The organism is Erwinia sp. AnSW2-5 (assembly GCF_045107195.1).
Taxonomy (GTDB): Bacteria; Pseudomonadota; Gammaproteobacteria; order Enterobacterales; family Enterobacteriaceae; genus Erwinia.
This window is the reverse complement of sequence record NZ_JBJGXA010000009.1, coordinates 166973-185428: the sequence shown is the minus strand read 5'-3', so window position 1 is coordinate 185428 and position 18456 is coordinate 166973. Positions and strand designations below refer to the sequence as shown.

General features: G+C 49.1%; 15 protein-coding genes and 1 tRNA gene. 10 read left to right on the top strand and 6 right to left on the bottom strand.

The window, feature by feature from the left end; genetic code table 11:
- Window positions 1–51 precede the first annotated feature (51 nt).
- The 6 genes from metC to ACFL9S_RS08080 form a co-directional block, all read right to left on the bottom strand.
- The gene (gene metC / locus ACFL9S_RS08105) at window positions 52–1230 is read right to left on the bottom strand and encodes a cystathionine beta-lyase (protein WP_405261323.1); all 1179 of its coding nucleotides are present in this window, start codon (window positions 1228–1230) and stop codon (window positions 52–54) included.
- A 41-nt stretch (window positions 1231–1271) separates the two neighbouring features.
- Window positions 1272–2474: a Bcr/CflA family efflux MFS transporter gene (locus tag ACFL9S_RS08100; protein ID WP_405261322.1), complete on the bottom strand. Its 1203-nt coding sequence runs from the start codon at window positions 2472–2474 to the stop codon at window positions 1272–1274.
- Window positions 2471–3991: a hypothetical protein gene (locus ACFL9S_RS08095; protein WP_405261321.1), complete on the bottom strand. Its 1521-nt coding sequence runs from the start codon at window positions 3989–3991 to the stop codon at window positions 2471–2473. The genes ACFL9S_RS08100 and ACFL9S_RS08095 overlap by 4 nt, the downstream gene beginning before the upstream one ends.
- 37 nt (window positions 3992–4028) lie before the next feature.
- Complete coding sequence (locus ACFL9S_RS08090) at window positions 4029–5732, bottom strand: carbamoyltransferase C-terminal domain-containing protein (RefSeq protein ID WP_405261320.1); 1704 nt, start codon at window positions 5730–5732, stop codon at window positions 4029–4031.
- Between the two features lie 17 nt (window positions 5733–5749).
- Window positions 5750–6568, bottom strand: a complete 819-nt coding sequence (locus tag ACFL9S_RS08085; RefSeq protein ID WP_405261319.1) for a class I SAM-dependent methyltransferase — start codon at window positions 6566–6568, stop codon at window positions 5750–5752.
- Window positions 6569–7247: 679 nt separating this feature from the next.
- A tRNA-Asn gene (locus ACFL9S_RS08080) sits at window positions 7248–7323 on the bottom strand.
- A gap of 511 nt (window positions 7324–7834) precedes the next feature.
- Here ACFL9S_RS08080 and ACFL9S_RS08075 point away from each other — a divergent pair.
- The 10 genes from ACFL9S_RS08075 to ACFL9S_RS08030 all read left to right on the top strand — a co-directional run bounded on the left by ACFL9S_RS08075 (window position 7835) and on the right by ACFL9S_RS08030 (window position 18029).
- Window positions 7835–8758: a sugar ABC transporter substrate-binding protein gene (locus ACFL9S_RS08075; protein WP_405261318.1), complete on the top strand. Its 924-nt coding sequence runs from the start codon at window positions 7835–7837 to the stop codon at window positions 8756–8758.
- 33 nt (window positions 8759–8791) lie between these two features.
- Window positions 8792–10276: a sugar ABC transporter ATP-binding protein gene (locus tag ACFL9S_RS08070; protein ID WP_405261317.1), complete on the top strand. Its 1485-nt coding sequence runs from the start codon at window positions 8792–8794 to the stop codon at window positions 10274–10276.
- 19 nt (window positions 10277–10295) lie between these two features.
- Complete coding sequence (locus tag ACFL9S_RS08065; protein ID WP_405261316.1) at window positions 10296–11327, top strand: ABC transporter permease; 1032 nt, start codon at window positions 10296–10298, stop codon at window positions 11325–11327.
- A 314-nt stretch (window positions 11328–11641) separates the two neighbouring features.
- Entirely contained in the window at window positions 11642–12559 is a 918-nt protein-coding gene (nac, locus tag ACFL9S_RS08060; protein WP_405261315.1) for a nitrogen assimilation transcriptional regulator NAC, read from the top strand.
- A gap of 158 nt (window positions 12560–12717) precedes the next feature.
- The gene (gene cbl, locus ACFL9S_RS08055; protein WP_405261314.1) at window positions 12718–13674 is read left to right on the top strand and encodes an HTH-type transcriptional regulator Cbl; all 957 of its coding nucleotides are present in this window, start codon (window positions 12718–12720) and stop codon (window positions 13672–13674) included.
- Between the two features lie 104 nt (window positions 13675–13778).
- The gene (locus tag ACFL9S_RS08050) at window positions 13779–15005 is read left to right on the top strand and encodes an MFS transporter (RefSeq protein WP_405261313.1); all 1227 of its coding nucleotides are present in this window, start codon (window positions 13779–13781) and stop codon (window positions 15003–15005) included.
- A 123-nt stretch (window positions 15006–15128) separates the two neighbouring features.
- Window positions 15129–15995 carry a DUF3289 family protein gene (locus ACFL9S_RS08045; protein ID WP_405261312.1) on the top strand — a complete coding sequence of 289 codons (867 nt, stop codon included), beginning with the start codon at window positions 15129–15131 and terminating at the stop codon, window positions 15993–15995.
- Window positions 15988–16482, top strand: coding sequence for a DUF943 family protein (locus ACFL9S_RS08040; RefSeq protein WP_405261311.1), 495 nt, complete (start codon window positions 15988–15990; stop codon window positions 16480–16482). The genes ACFL9S_RS08045 and ACFL9S_RS08040 overlap by 8 nt, the downstream gene beginning before the upstream one ends.
- Before the next feature lie 193 nt (window positions 16483–16675).
- Window positions 16676–17548 carry a DUF3289 family protein gene (locus ACFL9S_RS08035; RefSeq protein ID WP_405261310.1) on the top strand — a complete coding sequence of 291 codons (873 nt, stop codon included), beginning with the start codon at window positions 16676–16678 and terminating at the stop codon, window positions 17546–17548.
- Window positions 17535–18029 (top strand): DUF943 family protein, encoded by a 495-nt coding sequence (locus ACFL9S_RS08030; RefSeq protein WP_405261309.1) that lies wholly within the window; start codon window positions 17535–17537, stop codon window positions 18027–18029. The genes ACFL9S_RS08035 and ACFL9S_RS08030 overlap by 14 nt, the downstream gene beginning before the upstream one ends.
- Window positions 18030–18456: the final 427 nt, after the last annotated feature.

The window sequence follows — 18456 nt, the reverse complement described above, 5'->3', positions numbered from 1 at the left end:
TCCACGGGAACAGGGCCACTCCACACTGCTGTGTATCAACGTTCAATGCCGTCAGGCAATACGCGCAAACCCAGCGTCCAGATCCGCAATCAACTCTTCAACATTTTCCAGACCAATATGTATCCGCACCAGAGTACCGGTGAAAGCGATCTTACCCGCCGGGCGGATATCATTGAACTCTTCAGGCTGACTAGCCAGAATTAAGGATTCAAAGCCGCCCCATGAGTAGGCCATGTGGAATAACGATAAGTTATCCAGAAAACTTGCCAGGTCCTCATCGGTGAGACGTTTTTTCAGCACGAAGGAGAATAAACCCGAGCACCCGAGAAAATCGCGTACAAAATATTCATGCCCGGGGCACTGTGGTAAGGCAGGGTGATTCACTTGTGCCACTTCCGAACGCGCCTCAAGCCAATGGGCAATCGCGATGCTGCTGATCTCGTGTTGTTTCAGCCTGACCGCCAGCGTCCTTAATCCACGCGACGCCATATAAGCCGTATCGGCATCCAGCATTTGCCCCATCAGGTAGGCGCTTTCACGCAACCGATCCCAACAACGGGCATTCGCCACTGCGGTCCCGAGCATCGCGTCCGAATGACCGATGATGTATTTGGTTCCTGACTGAATCGAGATATCAACACCATAGTCCAGAGCGCGGAACAATACGCCCGCCGCCCAGGTATTATCGATCATAATGATGATTTCAGGATTAACGGCGCGAATGGCTTTTACCAATCCGGGTACATCCTGTACCTCCATCGTGACGGAACTTGGGGACTCCAGAAACACCACTCGTGTCGTTGGCTTGATTAAATCGACAATCCCGGCACCAATAAGCGGATCGTAATAGGTCGTTGATACGCCAAATTGACTCAGTACTTTATTGCAAAAATCTTGCGTCGGTGCGTATGCTGCACCGGTCATGAGGATGTGATCCCCGGTAGCAACGAAAGCGAGGATCGCGTTTGACACTGCCGCAGCGCCGCACGGATAAAGCGAGCAACCCACGCCACCTTCAAGGTCCGCCATTGCCTGCTGGAAAGAAAAATGCGTCAATGTGCCGTAGCGCCCATAGAACAATTCGCCATTCGCCCGGTTTGCCGTAGCAAATTGCTTATCTTTCACGCTATCGAACACCAGTGAAGAAGCCCGCTGGATCACAGCGTTTACCGAACCCTGGGTATAACGTTTTTCACGGCCAGCGGTGACTAATTGTGTTTCGAGTTTCATCGTGTTTCCCTTTCATTCGATTAGGCACGTTGCCATACCGTTCATACAGATTGTGCTTTCGCGGTATTCACTTTGGCCCGATACAGTAAAACTATTATTGCGGCAGCCAACAGAACATAGGCCACAATCATCGACGACCATTGCGGGCTCCAGGTTGCGATAACCCACCAGGAAACCAGCGAGGAGAATGACATCTGTATTGCTGCCAGGAGCGCGGAAGCGCGTCCTGCCATTTGGGTAAATGGTGTAAGTGCAACAGCGGCTCCGGTACCAATCAGTACAGCAAACCCCATACTGCCTATCGTCGCGGCTGCGATATAAGCCCAAACCGAAATACCCATCACATAGACTGTGATCATAAATCCGATCCCAGCGAGTAACAGTAATAGGGCACCGCCAAGCAAGAGAACGTTCTCTTTTACTCGTCCTAAGAGCCTGGCTGTCAGCAGACTGCCGACGGTGATCGCCAGGGCGTTAATGGCAAAATAGTAACCGAAACGATCAACAGGAATATGCAGCGTTTCAATTAAAACGGCGGGAGAGCTGGAAAAGAAAATTAACTGTGTGGCAAAGCCAAAAGTACCGCAAAAACATCCCAGCTGAAATTGAGAATGGCGCAGGACATCCAGATAGCCAGTCATTGCAGATACTGCAGGCGCAGAGGTATCACTTCCTGTTGTCCCTTCAGGTAGGGGGCGCCAACTGGCCAGAACCCCACACACAAGTGCGAAAATTCCGAGGAGATAGAAACTGGATTTCCAACCGTAGTGAACGATCAGCGCCCCTCCAACAATGGGGGCCAGCACAGGAACCAGGCTGATCATGCCATTCAGAATACTGAAAACTTTGCCGACCATTGCTCCATGAAAGCGCAGAGGGACGCTGGCAAAAACCGCAACCGCCATCGCTCCCGCACCGCATCCTTGCATCAGCCTCAGCAAGATAAGCAGTGAAATACTGTCAGCGAAATAAACGCCCAGTGCCCCCAAAGCATAAATGCTACAGCCACACAGCAGAACCCGCTGCGATCCCCACCGGTCGACCACCGGCCCAAAAAATAGCTGACTGAGACTTAAGCACAACACAAACCCACTGATCAGCCACTGCGTCATGCCGGCATCACTACCGAGTTCGAGGGCTGCCATCGGTACACCGGGCAGGAAGATATCCAGTCCTAATGGCGCGGCAATGACCAGCGGAAACAGGCAAAGGATGTGTGCTAAAACGTTTTTTTGATGTGTCATAAATGGGCATATTCCTCGGGAACAGAAAGCGTTTTTGCTTTGGCAAAACGGCGACGAATGAGCGGATTCAGCTGGTAATAACCATGGCAGATGGATTGGTAAATAGCTGAAGTGAGGGTCGCGCCCACTTCGTGTTTGCTGAAGTCCGACACGCGTTCCTCAGCGGCGATCTCGCCCCTCATTCCGGCAACAAACTCAAAAAAAGCTTTCGCTTTCGATTTGCCTTTTAAACCTTTTCGCCCACCTTCCATTGCAATCAGATCATCAATGTTAACGATCTCAATGTGTTTACCGCCCAACATCTTGTGGTTGCGGAAAATATAGATCTCAAGGTGCTCTTTTGTACCTATCTGGTGCGTATTATCTTCCCTGAAGACGCCGGGTTCATCGGATTTATAAGAATGAAAGTGAATAGACTGGAACGGTCCCTGCTGAAAGATATGAGATTCATGAGAAACACGGCCATTGCCTTTATAAAGATCTCGCCCAGCCGCAGTGACCCAGTTGCGCTGAGAATAGCCATTGTGGCACAGATTGATGGATGCCAGCGTGAGCGTTCTGTCACCCTGCTTAAAACGAATGCTGCTACTACAATCCACCTCACCGAAGTTATCAAATAAGAGACTCAACTGTTTTTCATCATAAAAGTTACTTTCATCGAACTCGTGACTTCCAAATAAAGACCGGTAATCATCCAGGGTGAATTGACTGAGAATGTCATTCGGTCTTATCGCCGTTGAGAATACCTCGATATTATCAAACGTTTTTCCCTCCCCAAACCCGGACTCCAGCACGAAAGGAACGATATCAAAGTAGTGATAGCCGCTGTGGGAGCATTTACCGTAGCCCTGGTTATAAGGGTGATAATGCTGCTCTGCTATTTCTGTCGGCATGCGCCACTGGCCATCAGAATGGAAGCTTTGTACATTCGTAACAGGGCAGTGTGTCATGATAAAACATTCAGAAATGCGTTTTTTAATAAAATTGAAAGAAGTCTGATAGCGACGTTGCGCCATCAACGAGAAAACCAGTAACGGATTAGCTCGCTTTTTTTTCTGATAAAGCGCATTGAGTGAATGATAGTCTTCGACAATTTTTAACGATTTAGAAATTGAAGTGGAGATACCTTCATAGGTTGAGATGGGTTTATCCATGAGTATGGATAAACCCGCTTCCAACGCCCATGTCGCATATTGCAGATGCGCTAACGGTTCGGTGGCGATAATCACGCCATTAATTCCGTATTGTGCAACAATATGATTGAGTGTTTGTTCAACCTCAGTACTGAGTGTCTGCTCACTATTATCAATATCATTGATGAAGAACAGGGCTGGCTGAAGTGCTTTGCCAGAAAGATAGGATTCAATCTCTCTTCTTGAAGAAATAAAATCAATAGCCGCGCATAAATTTAATGTTGGGTCATCGATGGCATCAGCTGCGAGCGGATAGTATATTCTTTTAGCATGTGGGCCAAAGCCTATCAGCAGAAGATTAACTACTTTATTACTGGTTAACATATGTTATCACTTACGGCATTCATGCCTGTTTGTTTTTTCAGCCAGCTTTTTTTTCGAGAAGAACATCACCGATAAAAAGTGCATCCATTCCAATCGCTTTTTTAAAGCAGTTGATTGCATCCATCGGACTTTCCACGATGGGCATTCCTGCCAGATTAAAACTGGTATTTAGCACAATCGGAACGCCGGTTAGCTTACCTAATTCCTTAATCAGGTTATAAAATTTAGTATTCGAATCAGCAGAAACAGTCTGTAATCTGGCAGTACCGTCAACATGAATACAGGCAGGCATATCCATCCTGGCCTGAGGCTTTACCGGCGCAACTTTCATCATATAAGGCACGGGTGACAGCATCTCAAAATAGGTGTCAGCCGCTTCCTCTAATACCACGGGGGCATAGGGCCTGAACCACTCGCGCAATTTGATCTGACTATTCAGGATTTCTTTCGTCCAGCTATTGGACGGTGAGGCCAGGATGCTGCGGTTGCCCAAGGCTCTTGGGCCGTATTCGCTGCGATCCTGAAACCAGCCAATAACCTTTCCATTTGCAATCATTCTCGCCGCCTGTTTTTCAGGATCGTTAATCTGCTGAATGCTAAACTCCTTTTCACAGGTCAAAATGCTACCCATTATTTCATCGTGGGAATAAATTGGCCCCAGATAGGGTGAGGAATGGAACTTCGGCACCAGGCGATCCCTCTGCCAGAAATAGTGGGCTGCTGCGCCAAGTGCCAATCCGGCGTCTCCGGGAGAAGGCGGAACGTAAACGGTGATACCCAACGCTTTTTCCAGCTTATGATTCATCACGGAATTCATCGCCACGCCGCCAGTGACGCAGAGCGTATTCACCTGGTATTTATCAATTAAGCCTTTCACCCGATGGATAATTGATTTTTCTAACTGATCCTGTGCCCAGGCCGCAAGGTGCATATCGAAAGGACGAATCACCTCAGAACTCAATCGCCGATCAGGGATCTCTACCCCTTGCTTTCTGAACCAGCCCTGGATGTCCTTGGTACAATCATCGCTATAGCTCTCATCTTTGAGGGCTGATACCACCCCGCAGGATTTTTCGCTAAAAGCGGAACAATGTTCAAACACGGTGGGGTCTCCAAATGAAGCCAGCCCCATTGTTTTTCCTGACTCACGGTAACTGTTGAACCCAAGGTAACAGGTGACATCACCATAAAATCGACCATATCCCTGATCGCATGGCTGCGTATTATCCTGAGCAACCAACCGCATATCACCATGTTCATACAGGTAATAACTAATTTGTTCCGCTGCGTTATTTTCCAATACTGCCGGATCGGTTCTTTCACCGATAATATTGCCAGTATGGTCTGCAACGACAACCAGTGCCCGCTGGCAGTCAGTCTGGCTTATAGCACTCAGCGCGTGTGCTGCATGGTGGGACTGTACGATATGGAGGTTTTCAAAACCTGGAAAGAGTGCGTCAATTTCTTGTTTGAGTTTATCATCTAGCTCGCCAGAAGAGGTCATCGGTTGGCCGAAACTGACGACGGAAATCGCTGTAATATCATTCAGAGTAAGCTTGTTTTTTTCCAACACCTCTTTCACCGCACAGCTAACGTGGCCATCATATTTTTTCTTTGAAACACGCTCTTCAGCTATGGCGGTTATAATATTATCTCTTGTCGCCAATACGACGTTACCATCATAAGTTACCGTACCATCGGCTAACATAGGAATGTTAACTGCTAATATTATCTCTTGCATAGAAGTTCCTTTGCCTATTATTTTTTTAACCATAATAAGAACATAAGAGGAATGGGTGGTGTTTCATTGTTGAAACACCACCATCCATTTTCATCCAGTTCAAGTTGAGAGAATGCCTTGTAGAAACTCATGTTGAATTCTTTAAATTCGATGATTCTCATGTTTTGTGTGATTAAGCTTGTTATAATTTCAGAGAGGGAATGAAACCAGACGTATTGCTCCTGGTTCTCTATCTGATTGTCACTATTTGCATAAGAATATTTATAATTGGCTTTGACAGGCTCCCCCTCCCGCATATCGGCGCTAAGATTATCTATGTTGAGGGCCGTATTATCCTGGTGCGGATTGCTGAACATGCGGGCAATAGGGTGCTCATCAATAATCAGGAAATCACCGCCTGGTTTGAGATGTGTGGCAATAGTTTTCGCCCAACGATCAAGGTGTTCAAGCCAGACAAGAATGCCATATGATGTGAATACTATATCGAATGTCCCTGGCTCCAAATAGGTGAGGTCATAAACACTGGAGCAGTGGAAGGTAGTCCTCAGTCCAAAACGTTGTTTGATGGTATTGGCGGCGTCAATTGCTGCAGAAGAATAATCGATGGCAGTAACTTCAGCTCCCATCATTTCCAGCGCAAAGCTGTCTAACCCAATATGACACTGAAGATGAAGAATACGCTTTCCGGTTACATTGCCGAGTGCAGCAAGTTCAACGGTTTTTAGTTTATATTCATTAGGGTTATAATTAGCGAGATCATAATCAGATATACCTGAGTGAATACGTGCCAACTCATCCCAGAACAAGATGTTCTTTTCTTCGTAATTAGTCGCCAAGCTGAAAATCTCCTTTATTTTATAAAAAGAGTATTTTGAAACTATAGGTTAATTCATGTCAAAAAATTAACGCACAAAGTACTTACTGTCAATTTAAATTATTAAATTTTCTTAAGTGAGTATTATTCATATTTTTTAGCATAATTCTGTAGGTATTAATTACAGAAACAAATTTTTTTCATTACGCCAATTTCAGTCACAACCCTTACTCGAATTCGAGTGAAGGCGTCATTCTATTGCACAAGCATATAATAAACTCAGTAAAGTAAATAAAGCGCCGGTAAATTATTTTTACCTGAAAAAAGAGAGGGCTTCGCGCGATCAGCGTGGCGCATAATGGTTATACTGGATTCTGTTCCTTTCGGATCGCCTACGATTTGGCCGTGCTATTCAGACGGTCCTGATCTAAATGGCCGGCTTATAAATAGACCAAAAAAAATGTCGTGCAGCCCTGAACCCATTCTGACAGGGAGGCAGGATTAAATCGGTTCAACGCGGTGACATTGCCATTGACCATGCTGTACCCAAGCTGGATCGCTTAACAGGGAGCGGCCCACAGCGATGAGAAAACACTCTGCGCGCGCCATGCTTGCAGGAGCTGATTCTTTTTGTCAGAGATTCAATAACCCCAAAACACAAAAAGCCCGCTCAGGTTTCCCTGAGCGGGCTTCTTTAAATTTGGCTCCTCTGACTGGACTCGAACCAGTGACATACGGATTAACAGTCCGCCGTTCTACCGACTGAACTACAGAGGAATCGTGTGAACGGGGCGCATGTTAACGGCGTGTCTGCTAAATGTCAAAGGCCTATTCTACTCAATCGGTGCGTTTGCTGGCAAAAGCAGCGTTCTGATGCTTTTTTATCATTATCGGACAATCTCCATTCTCTGCGCCAGATCTCACTTTGTTGCGATTAGCTGGCCGATGTTAGAGGTGTGTCAAATTTTTGTTATTTGCTGATTTTAAAACATGCGTTTCGATGCTTTCATAGTGAAAGTTTCAATTGACGTTATTTTGAAACAAAAAAACTGCTCTGCGGTAACGCAGGTGGGGATGAAGGAAAAAGAAACAGTGGGTCGTATGTAATGTGTTGTTGTTAAGAGTAAAAGTAGGTTCCGATACACAGTAATAAGAAAGATAGTTTTACCCGAGATAGTCACCCCCTACACTTTAATAAAGCCGTCGGTGAGGTTGGTTGAATGTAAAAGAAATTTTTCATTCGCAGAATCTTAAACCTTCGCATGCTAACGATAATAAGGGCTTGGACATGAACGTGAAAAAAACAATTTTAGCGTCACTGTTAGTCTGCATGTTACCGGTCTCCAGCTTTGCCAAAGACCTGCAGGTTGGCGTCTCTATGGCACTGTTTGATGACAACTTTTTAACGATTGTTCGTAACTCCATTACTAATGAGATGAAAACGGAAAACGTTAAAGGCCAGATTGAAGATGCCAAAGGCGACGTCGCACAGCAGCTGCAACAGGTTCAAAACTTTATTGGCCAGGGCGTAGACGCCATCATCGTTAACCCGGTAGATACCAACGCGGTGAAACCGATTGTCGACCTGACGACCAAAGCGGGCATTCCGCTGGTGTTTGTTAACCGTAAACCGGCGACCACGCTGACAGGCAAAATGGCGTTCGTGGGTTCTGACTCCGAACTGGCTGGCCGCTTGCAGATGGAAGCACTGGCAAAACGCATGGATTACAAAGGTAACGTCGCCATCCTGCTGGGTGACCTGGCAAACGAAGCAACGCGTGAGCGCACCAAAGGCGTGAAAGCGATTGTGGCGAAATACCCTGGCCTGAAAGTGGTTCAGGAACAAACCGCGAAGTTTACCCGTAACGATGCTGTTGACGTCACCAGTAACTGGCTGACCGCCGGTGATGACATCCAGGCCATCGCCTCTAATAACGATGAAATGGCCATCGGTGCCCTTCAGGCGTTAGGTAAGAACGAGCAGAAAATCCTGGTGGCTGGCGTTGATGGTACCCCGGATGCATTGCAGATGATCAAAAACGGCAAGATGGTTGCCAGCGTATTCCAGGATGCCAAAGGACAGGGTGCAGGCGCAGTTCAGACCGCAGTGAAACTGGTGAAAGGTGAGCAGGTTCAGAAGATTGTGGATATCCCGTTCCAGCTGATCACCAAAGATAACTATGAAAACTTCACCAGCAAGAATCTGAAATAACTTTCGCTGAACTCGTAGTACGGAGGTAGTTAAATGACCGCATATGCGCTTGAAGCCGAAGGCATCAGCAAATTTTTCCCGGGTGTGAAGGCGTTAAGTAACGTCTCATTCCGTATCAAGCCGGGAACGGTGCATGCTCTGATGGGTGAGAATGGTGCGGGTAAATCCACTTTAATGAAGTGCCTCATCGGGATTTATCGTCCCGATGAGGGGCAGATCCGTATTAAAGGGCAACCTGTGCAATTTACCGACACGCTGGATGCGCTGCGTTCGGGAATTTCCATGATTCACCAGGAGCTTAATCTGGTACCGCATATGACGGTCGCCGAGAATATCTGGCTGGGTCGCGAGCCGATGAAATTCGGCTTCGTTGACCACGGTAAGCTCAACCGTTTGACCAAAGATTTGCTGGTTAAGCTGAATATTCGTCTGCGTCCCGATCAGATGGTGGGCGATCTCAGTATTGCCTCCCAGCAGATGGTGGAGATCGCCAAAGCGGTTTCCTGGAACTCCGACATCGTGATTATGGATGAACCGACCTCGGCACTGACGGAAACCGAAGTGGCGCATCTGTTCACCATCATTCGCGACCTGCGTGAGCAGGGCAAAGCCATCATCTATATCAGCCATAAAATGGATGAAATTTTTGCCATTACCGATGAAGTCAGTGTATTCCGTGACGGCACCTGGGTGGCGAGCAATGAAACGTCGAGCTACACGCGCCAGTCGCTGATCACCCAGATGGTAGGGCGTGAGCTGACCCAGCTGTTCCCAAAAACAGACAGCAATATTGGCGAAGATGTTCTGACGGTACGCAGCCTGACGCGTAAGGATGTGTTCCACGATGTGAGCTTTAGCGTACGTCGTGGGGAGATCCTTGGGGTGGCGGGTCTGGTGGGTGCCGGACGCAGTGAGGTGATGGAAAGTCTGTTTGGTATGACATCCATCGACAGCGGAGAGATCCTGATTGATGGCGTGCCAACCACGATTGATTCGCCGGCCAGTGCAATTGATAAAGGGCTGGCGTTCCTGACCGAAGACCGTAAAAAGTCAGGCCTGTTCCTGGTGCTGTCGGTGATGGAAAACATGAGTATCGTCAAAATGACTGACTACAGCGCCAAAGGCGGCTTTGTCAATCATGCCAATATGGCGAAAGACTGTCTGGAACAGATCAAGCGTCTGAATATCAAGACGCCAACGATGGACCAGATCATTAACAACCTGAGTGGCGGTAATCAGCAGAAGGTATTGATTGCCCGCTGGCTGCTGGCACAACCGAAGATCCTTATTCTTGACGAACCCACCCGTGGTATCGACGTCGGCGCAAAAGCGGAAATCTACCGTCTAATCAGCGAACTGGCGAGCCGTGGTGTTGCCATCATTATGGTGTCCTCTGAACTGCCGGAAATTATTGGCATGAGTGACCGCGTGATGGTGATGCACGGAGGACGTATTACCGGCATTCTCAATAAAGAAGAAGCCGACCAGGAAACCATATTGTCGTTGGCGTCCGAGTAAGGGCGTGAGGTAAACAAACATGAGTGATGTGAAAATGACAACGCAACAGTCAGTTGAGACACCGTCGTTCTTTAGCAATCTGAAAGGCAAACTGCCTAAAGATACCGGTATTTTTGTGGTGATGGTCGGCATCGCGCTGATATTTGAAGCCTTCGGTTGGTACGTTCGCGATCAGTCATTCCTGATGAACCCGAACCGCCTGGTGCTGATTGTTCTACAGGTCGCGATTATCGGTATTATTGCGGTGGGGGTGACTCAGGTCATTATTACCACGGGGATTGACCTGTCGTCCGGTTCGGTGATTGCGCTTACGGCGGTGGTTGCCGCCAGCCTGGCACAAACCTCTGAAAGTCTGTCACCGATGTTCCCATCGCTGGTGGATATGCCTGCCGCGCTGCCGATTAGCGCCGGAATAGGGGTCGGCCTGCTGTGCGGTATCGTCAACGGCGTGTTGATCACCAAAACCGGTATTCCACCGTTTATCGCCACGCTGGGGATGATGGTATCGGCGCGTGGTCTGGCACAGTATTACACTCAGGGTAACCCAATCAGCTTCCTGTCCGATGGCTTTACGTCGATTGGTCAGGGTGCGATGCCGGTGATTATCTTCCTGGTGGTGGCGGTGATCTTCCATATCGCGCTGAAACATACCCGCTACGGTAAGTATGTTTACGCCATCGGCGGCAACATGGTGTCGGCGAAAGTCTCCGGTATCAACGTTAATAAATACCTGATCATCGTTTACACCATCGCCGGCGGCCTGTCTGGCCTGGCGGGTGTGGTACTGGCGGCGCGCGTCAGCAGCGGCCAGTCAAGTATGGGCCTGAGCTACGAGCTGGATGCGATTGCCGCTGCGGTTATCGGCGGTTCCAGCCTGATGGGTGGCGTCGGGCGCATTACCGGCACGCTGATCGGTGCGGTGATCCTCGGCCTGATTAAGAGCGGCTTCACCTTCGTGGGTGTTGATGCCTACATTCAGGACATTATCAAAGGGATGATTATTGTCGCCGCGGTATCAATTGATATGTACCGTAACCGTAGCAAGCGTTAATACGGGCGAAACCGGGCGGACCCGAATTCAGGTCCGCCTCTTCCATTCAACACCTGCACACCCTCAACGCATTTCCTGCACCATCCGCGTGCAACCCCGGAAACCGATCTGACCTGCCACACCTCCCGCACACGCATCATTCCGGCTCCCGTAATCAGATTCTCTTATTTTACCGCCTGTTAGCCAGTATTGGAGATGCCTTGCCACCATGAGGAACATTCTGGCACGGCCCTTGCAATTATCCTCGGGTCAGAATGAAAACTTATTACAGACGCCAGCACCACTGGCATTCGGGGTTACGTGACGGAGGCAAAATGAACCTAAGACGACTGAAGTATTTCGTAAAAATCGTCGATATCGGCAGCCTGACTCAGGCGGCAGAAGTCCTGCATATTGCACAGCCTGCTCTCAGCCAGCAGGTCGCAACACTGGAAAACGAACTTGACCAGCAGTTGCTGATCCGCACCAAACGTGGCGTAACGCCGACCGACGCGGGCAAGATCCTCTATGCTCACGCCCGTACTATCCTGCGTCAGTGTGAACAGGCACAGACGGCGGTGATCAACGCCGGGCAGGCACTGGCAGGTCAGGTTTCCATCGGCCTGGCGCCGGGGACCGCCGCCTCTTCACTGACCATGCCTTTGCTGCAAACCGTGCGCGAACAATTCCCGGATGTGCTGGTGTATCTGCATGAGAACAGCGGCGCGTCATTAAACGAAAAAGTGATGAGTGGGCAACTGGATATGGCGGTGTTGTATGACCGTTCTCCGGCCGCTGGCATCACCAGCATTCCACTGATGAAAGAAGAACTGTATCTGGTGGGCGCCAGCGCCTGCCCTGGGCAGACTATCGATCTGACCGATGTTGCAGAGATGAACCTGTTCCTGCCGCGTGATTACAGCGCCGTACGCAAACGAGTGGACGAGGCTTTCTCTCTGCGTCGCCTCAGCGCACGCATCATCGGTGAAATTGAATCGATCACCACGCTGACCGCCGCCGTCTCCAGCGGTATGGGCGCGACCGTGCTGCCAGAGTCTGCCGCGCGTGCGCTGGTAAGCTCAACCCATGCCTGGATGGCACGCATCACCAGCCCTGCGCTAAACCTGCCGCTGTCGTTAAACGTCTCTGCTACGCTGCCGATGTCACCTTCCGCGCAGGCGGTCAAAAACATTCTGCTGTCGTTGCTGAATAATCCAGTGACAGAAGATCGCGAACTGATGCTGGTCAGTTAACTTCCTTCGTGCCGGGCGCGCCATCGCGCGCCTCACTTCCCGTCTCGCCGTCTCCCTTATCGCTAAAAAGCATATAAAACCTCTTTTTATTATTTGTTGCTATCAATGTGCATCCTTAACATGAAGGAAACCAACAAATAACAGAGGGAGGCGCGCGCGTGAATTTTCAGCAACTTAAAATCATTAAGGAAGCAGCACGCTGCGAGTTTAATCTTACCGAAGTGGCGAATGCGCTGTTTACCTCCCAGTCTGGCGTCAGCCGCCATATACGGGATTTGGAAGATGAACTTGGGGTCGAGATTTTTATCCGCCGGGGTAAACGCCTGCTGGGGATGACCGAACCGGGCAAAGCGCTGCTGACCATTGCAGAACGTATTCTTGATGAGGCAGGCAAAGTGCGTCGCCTCGCCGATGTGTTTACCAACGAATCCAGCGGCGTGCTGACGATTGCCACCACGCATACTCAGGCACGCTACAGCCTGCCGAAAGTGATTAAAGCCTTCCGCTCACTCTATCCGAATGTGCGTCTGGAGTTGAATCAGGGCTCACCGCAGGAGATTGTCTCTATGCTGGTGGCGGGTGAGGCTGATATCGGCATCGCCAGTGAGCAGGTGGTCAACAACCCGGCGCTGGCCGCCTTCCCGTGGTTTAGCTGGCACCATGCGCTGCTGGTGCCGAAAGGGCACGAGCTGGAGCAACAGCAGCCAGTGACGCTGGCGGCGCTGAGCCGTTATCCGCTGATCACCTATCGTCAGGGGATCACCGGGCGTTCGAAAGTCGACCGGGCGTTCCATGCCGCCAGTCTGAAGCCGGATATCGTGCTGAGCGCGCAGGATTCGGACGTGGTAAAAACCTACGTTGAGCTGGGCCTCGGTGTCGGCGTGCTGGCCGATCAGGCCTGCCAGCTGGATGAACACTCGAAGCTGGCCCGCCTGGAAGCGCGTCATCTGTTCGAGTCCAACACCGTCTGGCTGGGGCTGAAACGCGGCCAGCTGCAACGTAATTTTGTCTGGCAGTTCCTGGAACTCTGTAATGCGAATCTGTCGCTGGAAGAGATCAAACGCCAGGCGCTGTCGCTCAATGAAGAAGAACCGGTGATCGACTTCCAGATCTGATTCTGACATGGCGTTAGGTGCAGCTATATACTGACATCACTGCGTCTTCCGCCTTATCGGCTGACGGCATAAGCTTCGGGTACATTCAACCGGGAGTTTATGCCATGACCTCATCTCTTCCCCGTTCTTCCTCCGGCCCGCTTTATGCGCTGGCCTTCAGTATGTTGATCTCCTCGATGGGCAGCAGTATTGCCAATGTCGGCCTGCCGACGCTGGCGGCGGCGTTTCATGCCTCTTTTGCGCAAATACAGTGGGTGGTGCTGGCGTATCTGCTGGCGGTAACGGCATCTGTACTGGCGATGGGCGGGCTGGGCGATCGTTTTGGCCGCCAGCGGCTGCTGAGCTACGGCGTGCTGCTGTTCAGCGTGGCATCGCTGGGCTGTGGCCTGGCAACCCACATTGGCTGGCTGATTGCGGCACGTATTCTGCAAGGGCTGGGCGGCGCGATGATGATGGCGAATACGCTGGCGCTGGCGATCCAGGTGTTACCCGCTGAACGTACCGGGCGCGCGATGGGGCTGCTGGGAACGGTTTCTGCCATCGGCACGGCGCTCGGCCCTGCGCTGGGTGGCCTGCTGATTGCCGCGTTCGGCTGGCAGGCGCTGTTTGTGATCAACCTGCCGCTTGGGCTGATCGCCTGGAGGATGATGCAGCATTATCTGCCGTCTTGCGACGCGCCGAATGCCACCGGGCCTCGTGGTTCGCTGCTGTCGCTGCTGTGTCAGGCGGCGCTGGTGCACGGTCTGCTGCTGAGTTTATTGGTTGCCACGGTAATGATGACCACCTTTGTTGTCGGGCCATTCTATCTGAGCCACGGATTGCAGCTCTCTCCCCGGCAGACCGGGCTGGTGATGGCGATGGGGCCACTGGTGGCCGCATTCAGCGGTGTACCTGCCGGGCGCCTGGTGGATCACCTGGGGGCACAGTCCACGACGTTAATCGGTTTAGCGGCAGTGGCGGGTGGCTGCCTGTTGCTGGCTTCGCTGCCGCCGGGTGCCGGTATTGCGGGGTATATAGCTGGGTTGATGCTGCTGACGGCGGGTTATGCACTGTTTCAGGCAGCGAATAATACCGCCTTACTGAAAGGGGCCGACCCGGCACGGCGTGGCCTGGTTTCCGGGTTGATGAATCTGGGGCGTAATCTGGGGTTTATTGCCGGTGCGGCGCTGATGGCGGCGGTGTATGCCGCGACGGTGCGCTACGGGGATTTTGCAGCGGATCTGGCGTCATCGCACGGGATGCGGGTGACGTTTGGGCTGGCTGGCGGGATGGTGGTGATCGCCTCGCTTTTCTTATGCGGGCGCGGCCTGCGTCGCCCTCAACGGCAGTAAGAATTCTGCCTGGTGTGAAATCTGATTTATTGCGCAGCATGAAAATTGACAGGAAAAATCGACTATAGTTGCCCGTTATTTAATCCCCTCAGGGTGAAGGGGTAAAGCAAAAGGAGTTGCACTGTGTCAGAACAATCGTTTGATCCCAACGCGCTGTTTAAGCAGCCTGCCATTTCTCTTCCCTGTCGTCTGTTTGAGACGATTAACCGCATGGATGAGTACAGTGCCGAGGATATGCGCTATGGCGACGTGTCAGAATCCCGTCTGAAAAACGATTTCAAGCTAAGGGACGTTTCCGCAAGGGTGGATCCTTACAGGGGTGAGAGGATAACGGCATCGCGTTTTAATCTCTTTAATCAATGGGCATCACAACCCCTAACTGTGAAAGAACGATCGGATATTTTATTTGATGAATTTCGCGAGTTATCGAGGGTGTTTTCATTCGTTGGTCCTTATCGGGGTCTGATTGAGAAGTTAATTACCCATATGCAGACAGGGAATGGTGCGTTATTTAGCAGTCACTTGTTAGACAGTGCGTATAAGGAGCAGATAGTGAATGATTCATCAAGAGATAGCTCACTTCTGAAAATCAAGAATACATTATCTGATTTTATTAACTGGGAGGTTGGGCGCTACGATAGTAAAAATAAATACAAGTTTACCGAGAATATGTATAAAACTATTTTACCAAAATTCAATAAATGGGTGGATAGAATCAACTCGCTTACTATCAGCGTTCATGATGTGTGGGCAACCACGATTACGTTAAAGTCTCTTGTCATCAACGGGGATAACTATTCTGCTACCATTCACTATCGGGCACAGGACCATTTTGGGCTGGATTCCAAAGATGTTCTGAACCCGATTTACAGGCAGTTTAGAATTTTTCGCATCTGGTTTTTACTGCAACATTATGATAAATATTCATTTAAGCCATTCATTACAGAGATGAACGCTACCATAACAATAACAGGTAATCGCTATGATTAATTCAAAAATAAAGACGAGTCGGCAACGTTTTGAAAAAGTAGTGCCGGCCACTGTCATTTTGGTTTCCGCTCTTATCATACTGTATTTTTTCCTCAGGCCAGTGAAAATTGTCAGTACTGTCCGTGAATGGAATCAGGGTTATTTTTTTGTGGGTAACTTTCCCATGACGGCTAAAGCGAGAATTGAATGGTGGGAAGAGAATAAAGAAGTGTTAAAGGAAAAATACAACATGCCTTTTATTGGTACTGATAAGCAATGGACAGTATTGATTGGCGAAGCAGGTGATGGTTTTCAATTTCTGCAGCACAGGGCCAGCGACAATGACCTTATTTGTTTTGACAGTCTTAAGCCTGGCGCCAATTGTGCCGAAAAAAAATGGCTGTTATGGATATCGCACTTTAATCAAGTCGACACCAGATACACGACGGATGATAGTGAATATATTCAGCGTGGCGTAAATGCTGAAATTAAGCGCGTTGATAATTAATAGCGAATGCTGAGATTAATCCGTAGTATCGGACTTTTTTTCTGAATCTCTGGTACAGATTGGCAGCAAAAATTTCGTATAGTGTAAAATCTGATTTATTGTGCAGCATGAAAATTGACGAGAAAACCAGGCTATAGTTGCCCGTTATTTAATCCCCTTCAGGGTGAAGGGGTAAAGCAAAAGGAGTTGCACTGTGTCAGAACCATCGTTTGATCCCAACGCGCTGTTTAAGCAGCCTGCCATTTCTCTTCCCTGTCGTCTGTTTGAGACGATTAACCGCATGGATGAATACAGTGCCGATGATATGCGCTATGGCGACGTGTCAGAATCTCGTCTGAAAAGCGATTTCAAGCTAAGGGACGTTTCCGCAAGGGTAGACCCTTACACCGGCGAGAGGATAACGGCATCGCGTTTTAATCTCTTTAATCAATGGGCATCACAACCCCTAACTGTGAAAGAACGATCGGATATTTTATTTGATGAATTTCGCGAGTTATCGAGGGTGTTTTCATTTATTGGACCTTATCGGGGTCTGATTGAGAAGTTAATTACCCATATGCAGACAGGTAATGGTGCGTTATTTAGCAGTCACTTGTTAGACAGTGCGTATAAGGAGCAGATAGTGAACGACTCATCAACGAATAGTTCCCTCCTGAAAATCAAGGGTACATTATCTGAGTTTATTAACTGGGAGATTGGGCGTTATGATAGTAAAAATAAATCCAAGTTTTCTAAAAGTATGGCTAACATGATTTTACCAAAATTCAATAAGTGGGTGGATAGAATAAATTCACTCACTATCAGCGTTCATGATGTGTGGGCAACCACGATTACATTAAAATATCTTGTCATCGAAGGTGATAACTACGCTGCTACAATCCATTATCGGGCACAGGACCATTTTGGACTGGATTCCAAAGACGTTTTGAATCCGGTTTACAGGCAGTTTAGAATTTTCCGTATCTGGTTTTTACTTCAGCATTATGAAAAATATTCATTTAAACCTTTTATTACAGAGATGAACGCCACCATAACAATAACAGGTAATCGCCATGATAAAATTTAAGGGTAGGACGAATAAGCAACGTTTTAAACAGAGGGTGATGGTTGCTGCCGGTTTTACCATTGCTCTTATTTTATTGGTTTTTTTTCTTAGGCCGGTTAGCATTGTCAGTGTTGTTCGGGAATGGAATGAGGGATATTTTTTTGTAACTAATTTTCCAATAACCGATAAAGGGAGGATTGCATGGTGGCAGAATAATAAAGATTTATTAAAAGAAAAATACAATATGCCATTTATTGGCACTGATAAGCAATGGACAGTATTGATTGGCGAAGCAGGTGATGGTTTTCAATTTTTGCAGCACAGGGCCAGCGACAATGATTTACGCTGTTTTGACAGTCTAAAACCTGGCGCTAATTGTATCGAGAAAAAATGGCTGTTATGGATATCGCACTATAACCAAACCGATACCAGTTACTCTATGGGTGATAGCTTATATGTCCAGCTTGGCGAGAACGCTGAAATTAAGCGTGTTGCTGATTAATAGATAACGTTGAGATTAATCCGTAGTGGCTGACCCTCTTTTTCGGTCAGCCAGTGATGTTGATCCGCTGCCAACCCGGTTTTACGGGACGATCGGAAAAGATGATCGCCCCCTACGCAAGATCGCAATGGCGTCGGGGTTTTAAAATTCACAGCGAGCAAAAGTTCTGCGGGGATGGGGCCAGATTGAGGTAAGCCGGACGTCACGCGACAGGACGTCGCGTGCCGAGGCCCGCATGGATGCGGCCGTTGCCGTTCCGGCGTGCTCAAACTGGCCCCGGACCTGAAGCCAGACTACCAGCCATTCATTTTGTGGGGATCCCTCAGTGATCGCCCCCTACATCAGATCGAAACGCTGTGGAGGTTTTAAAGCTGAGCGGATCAGCAGTGACGGAAGATCATAAAATCAGCCCCCAATACCCCAACGG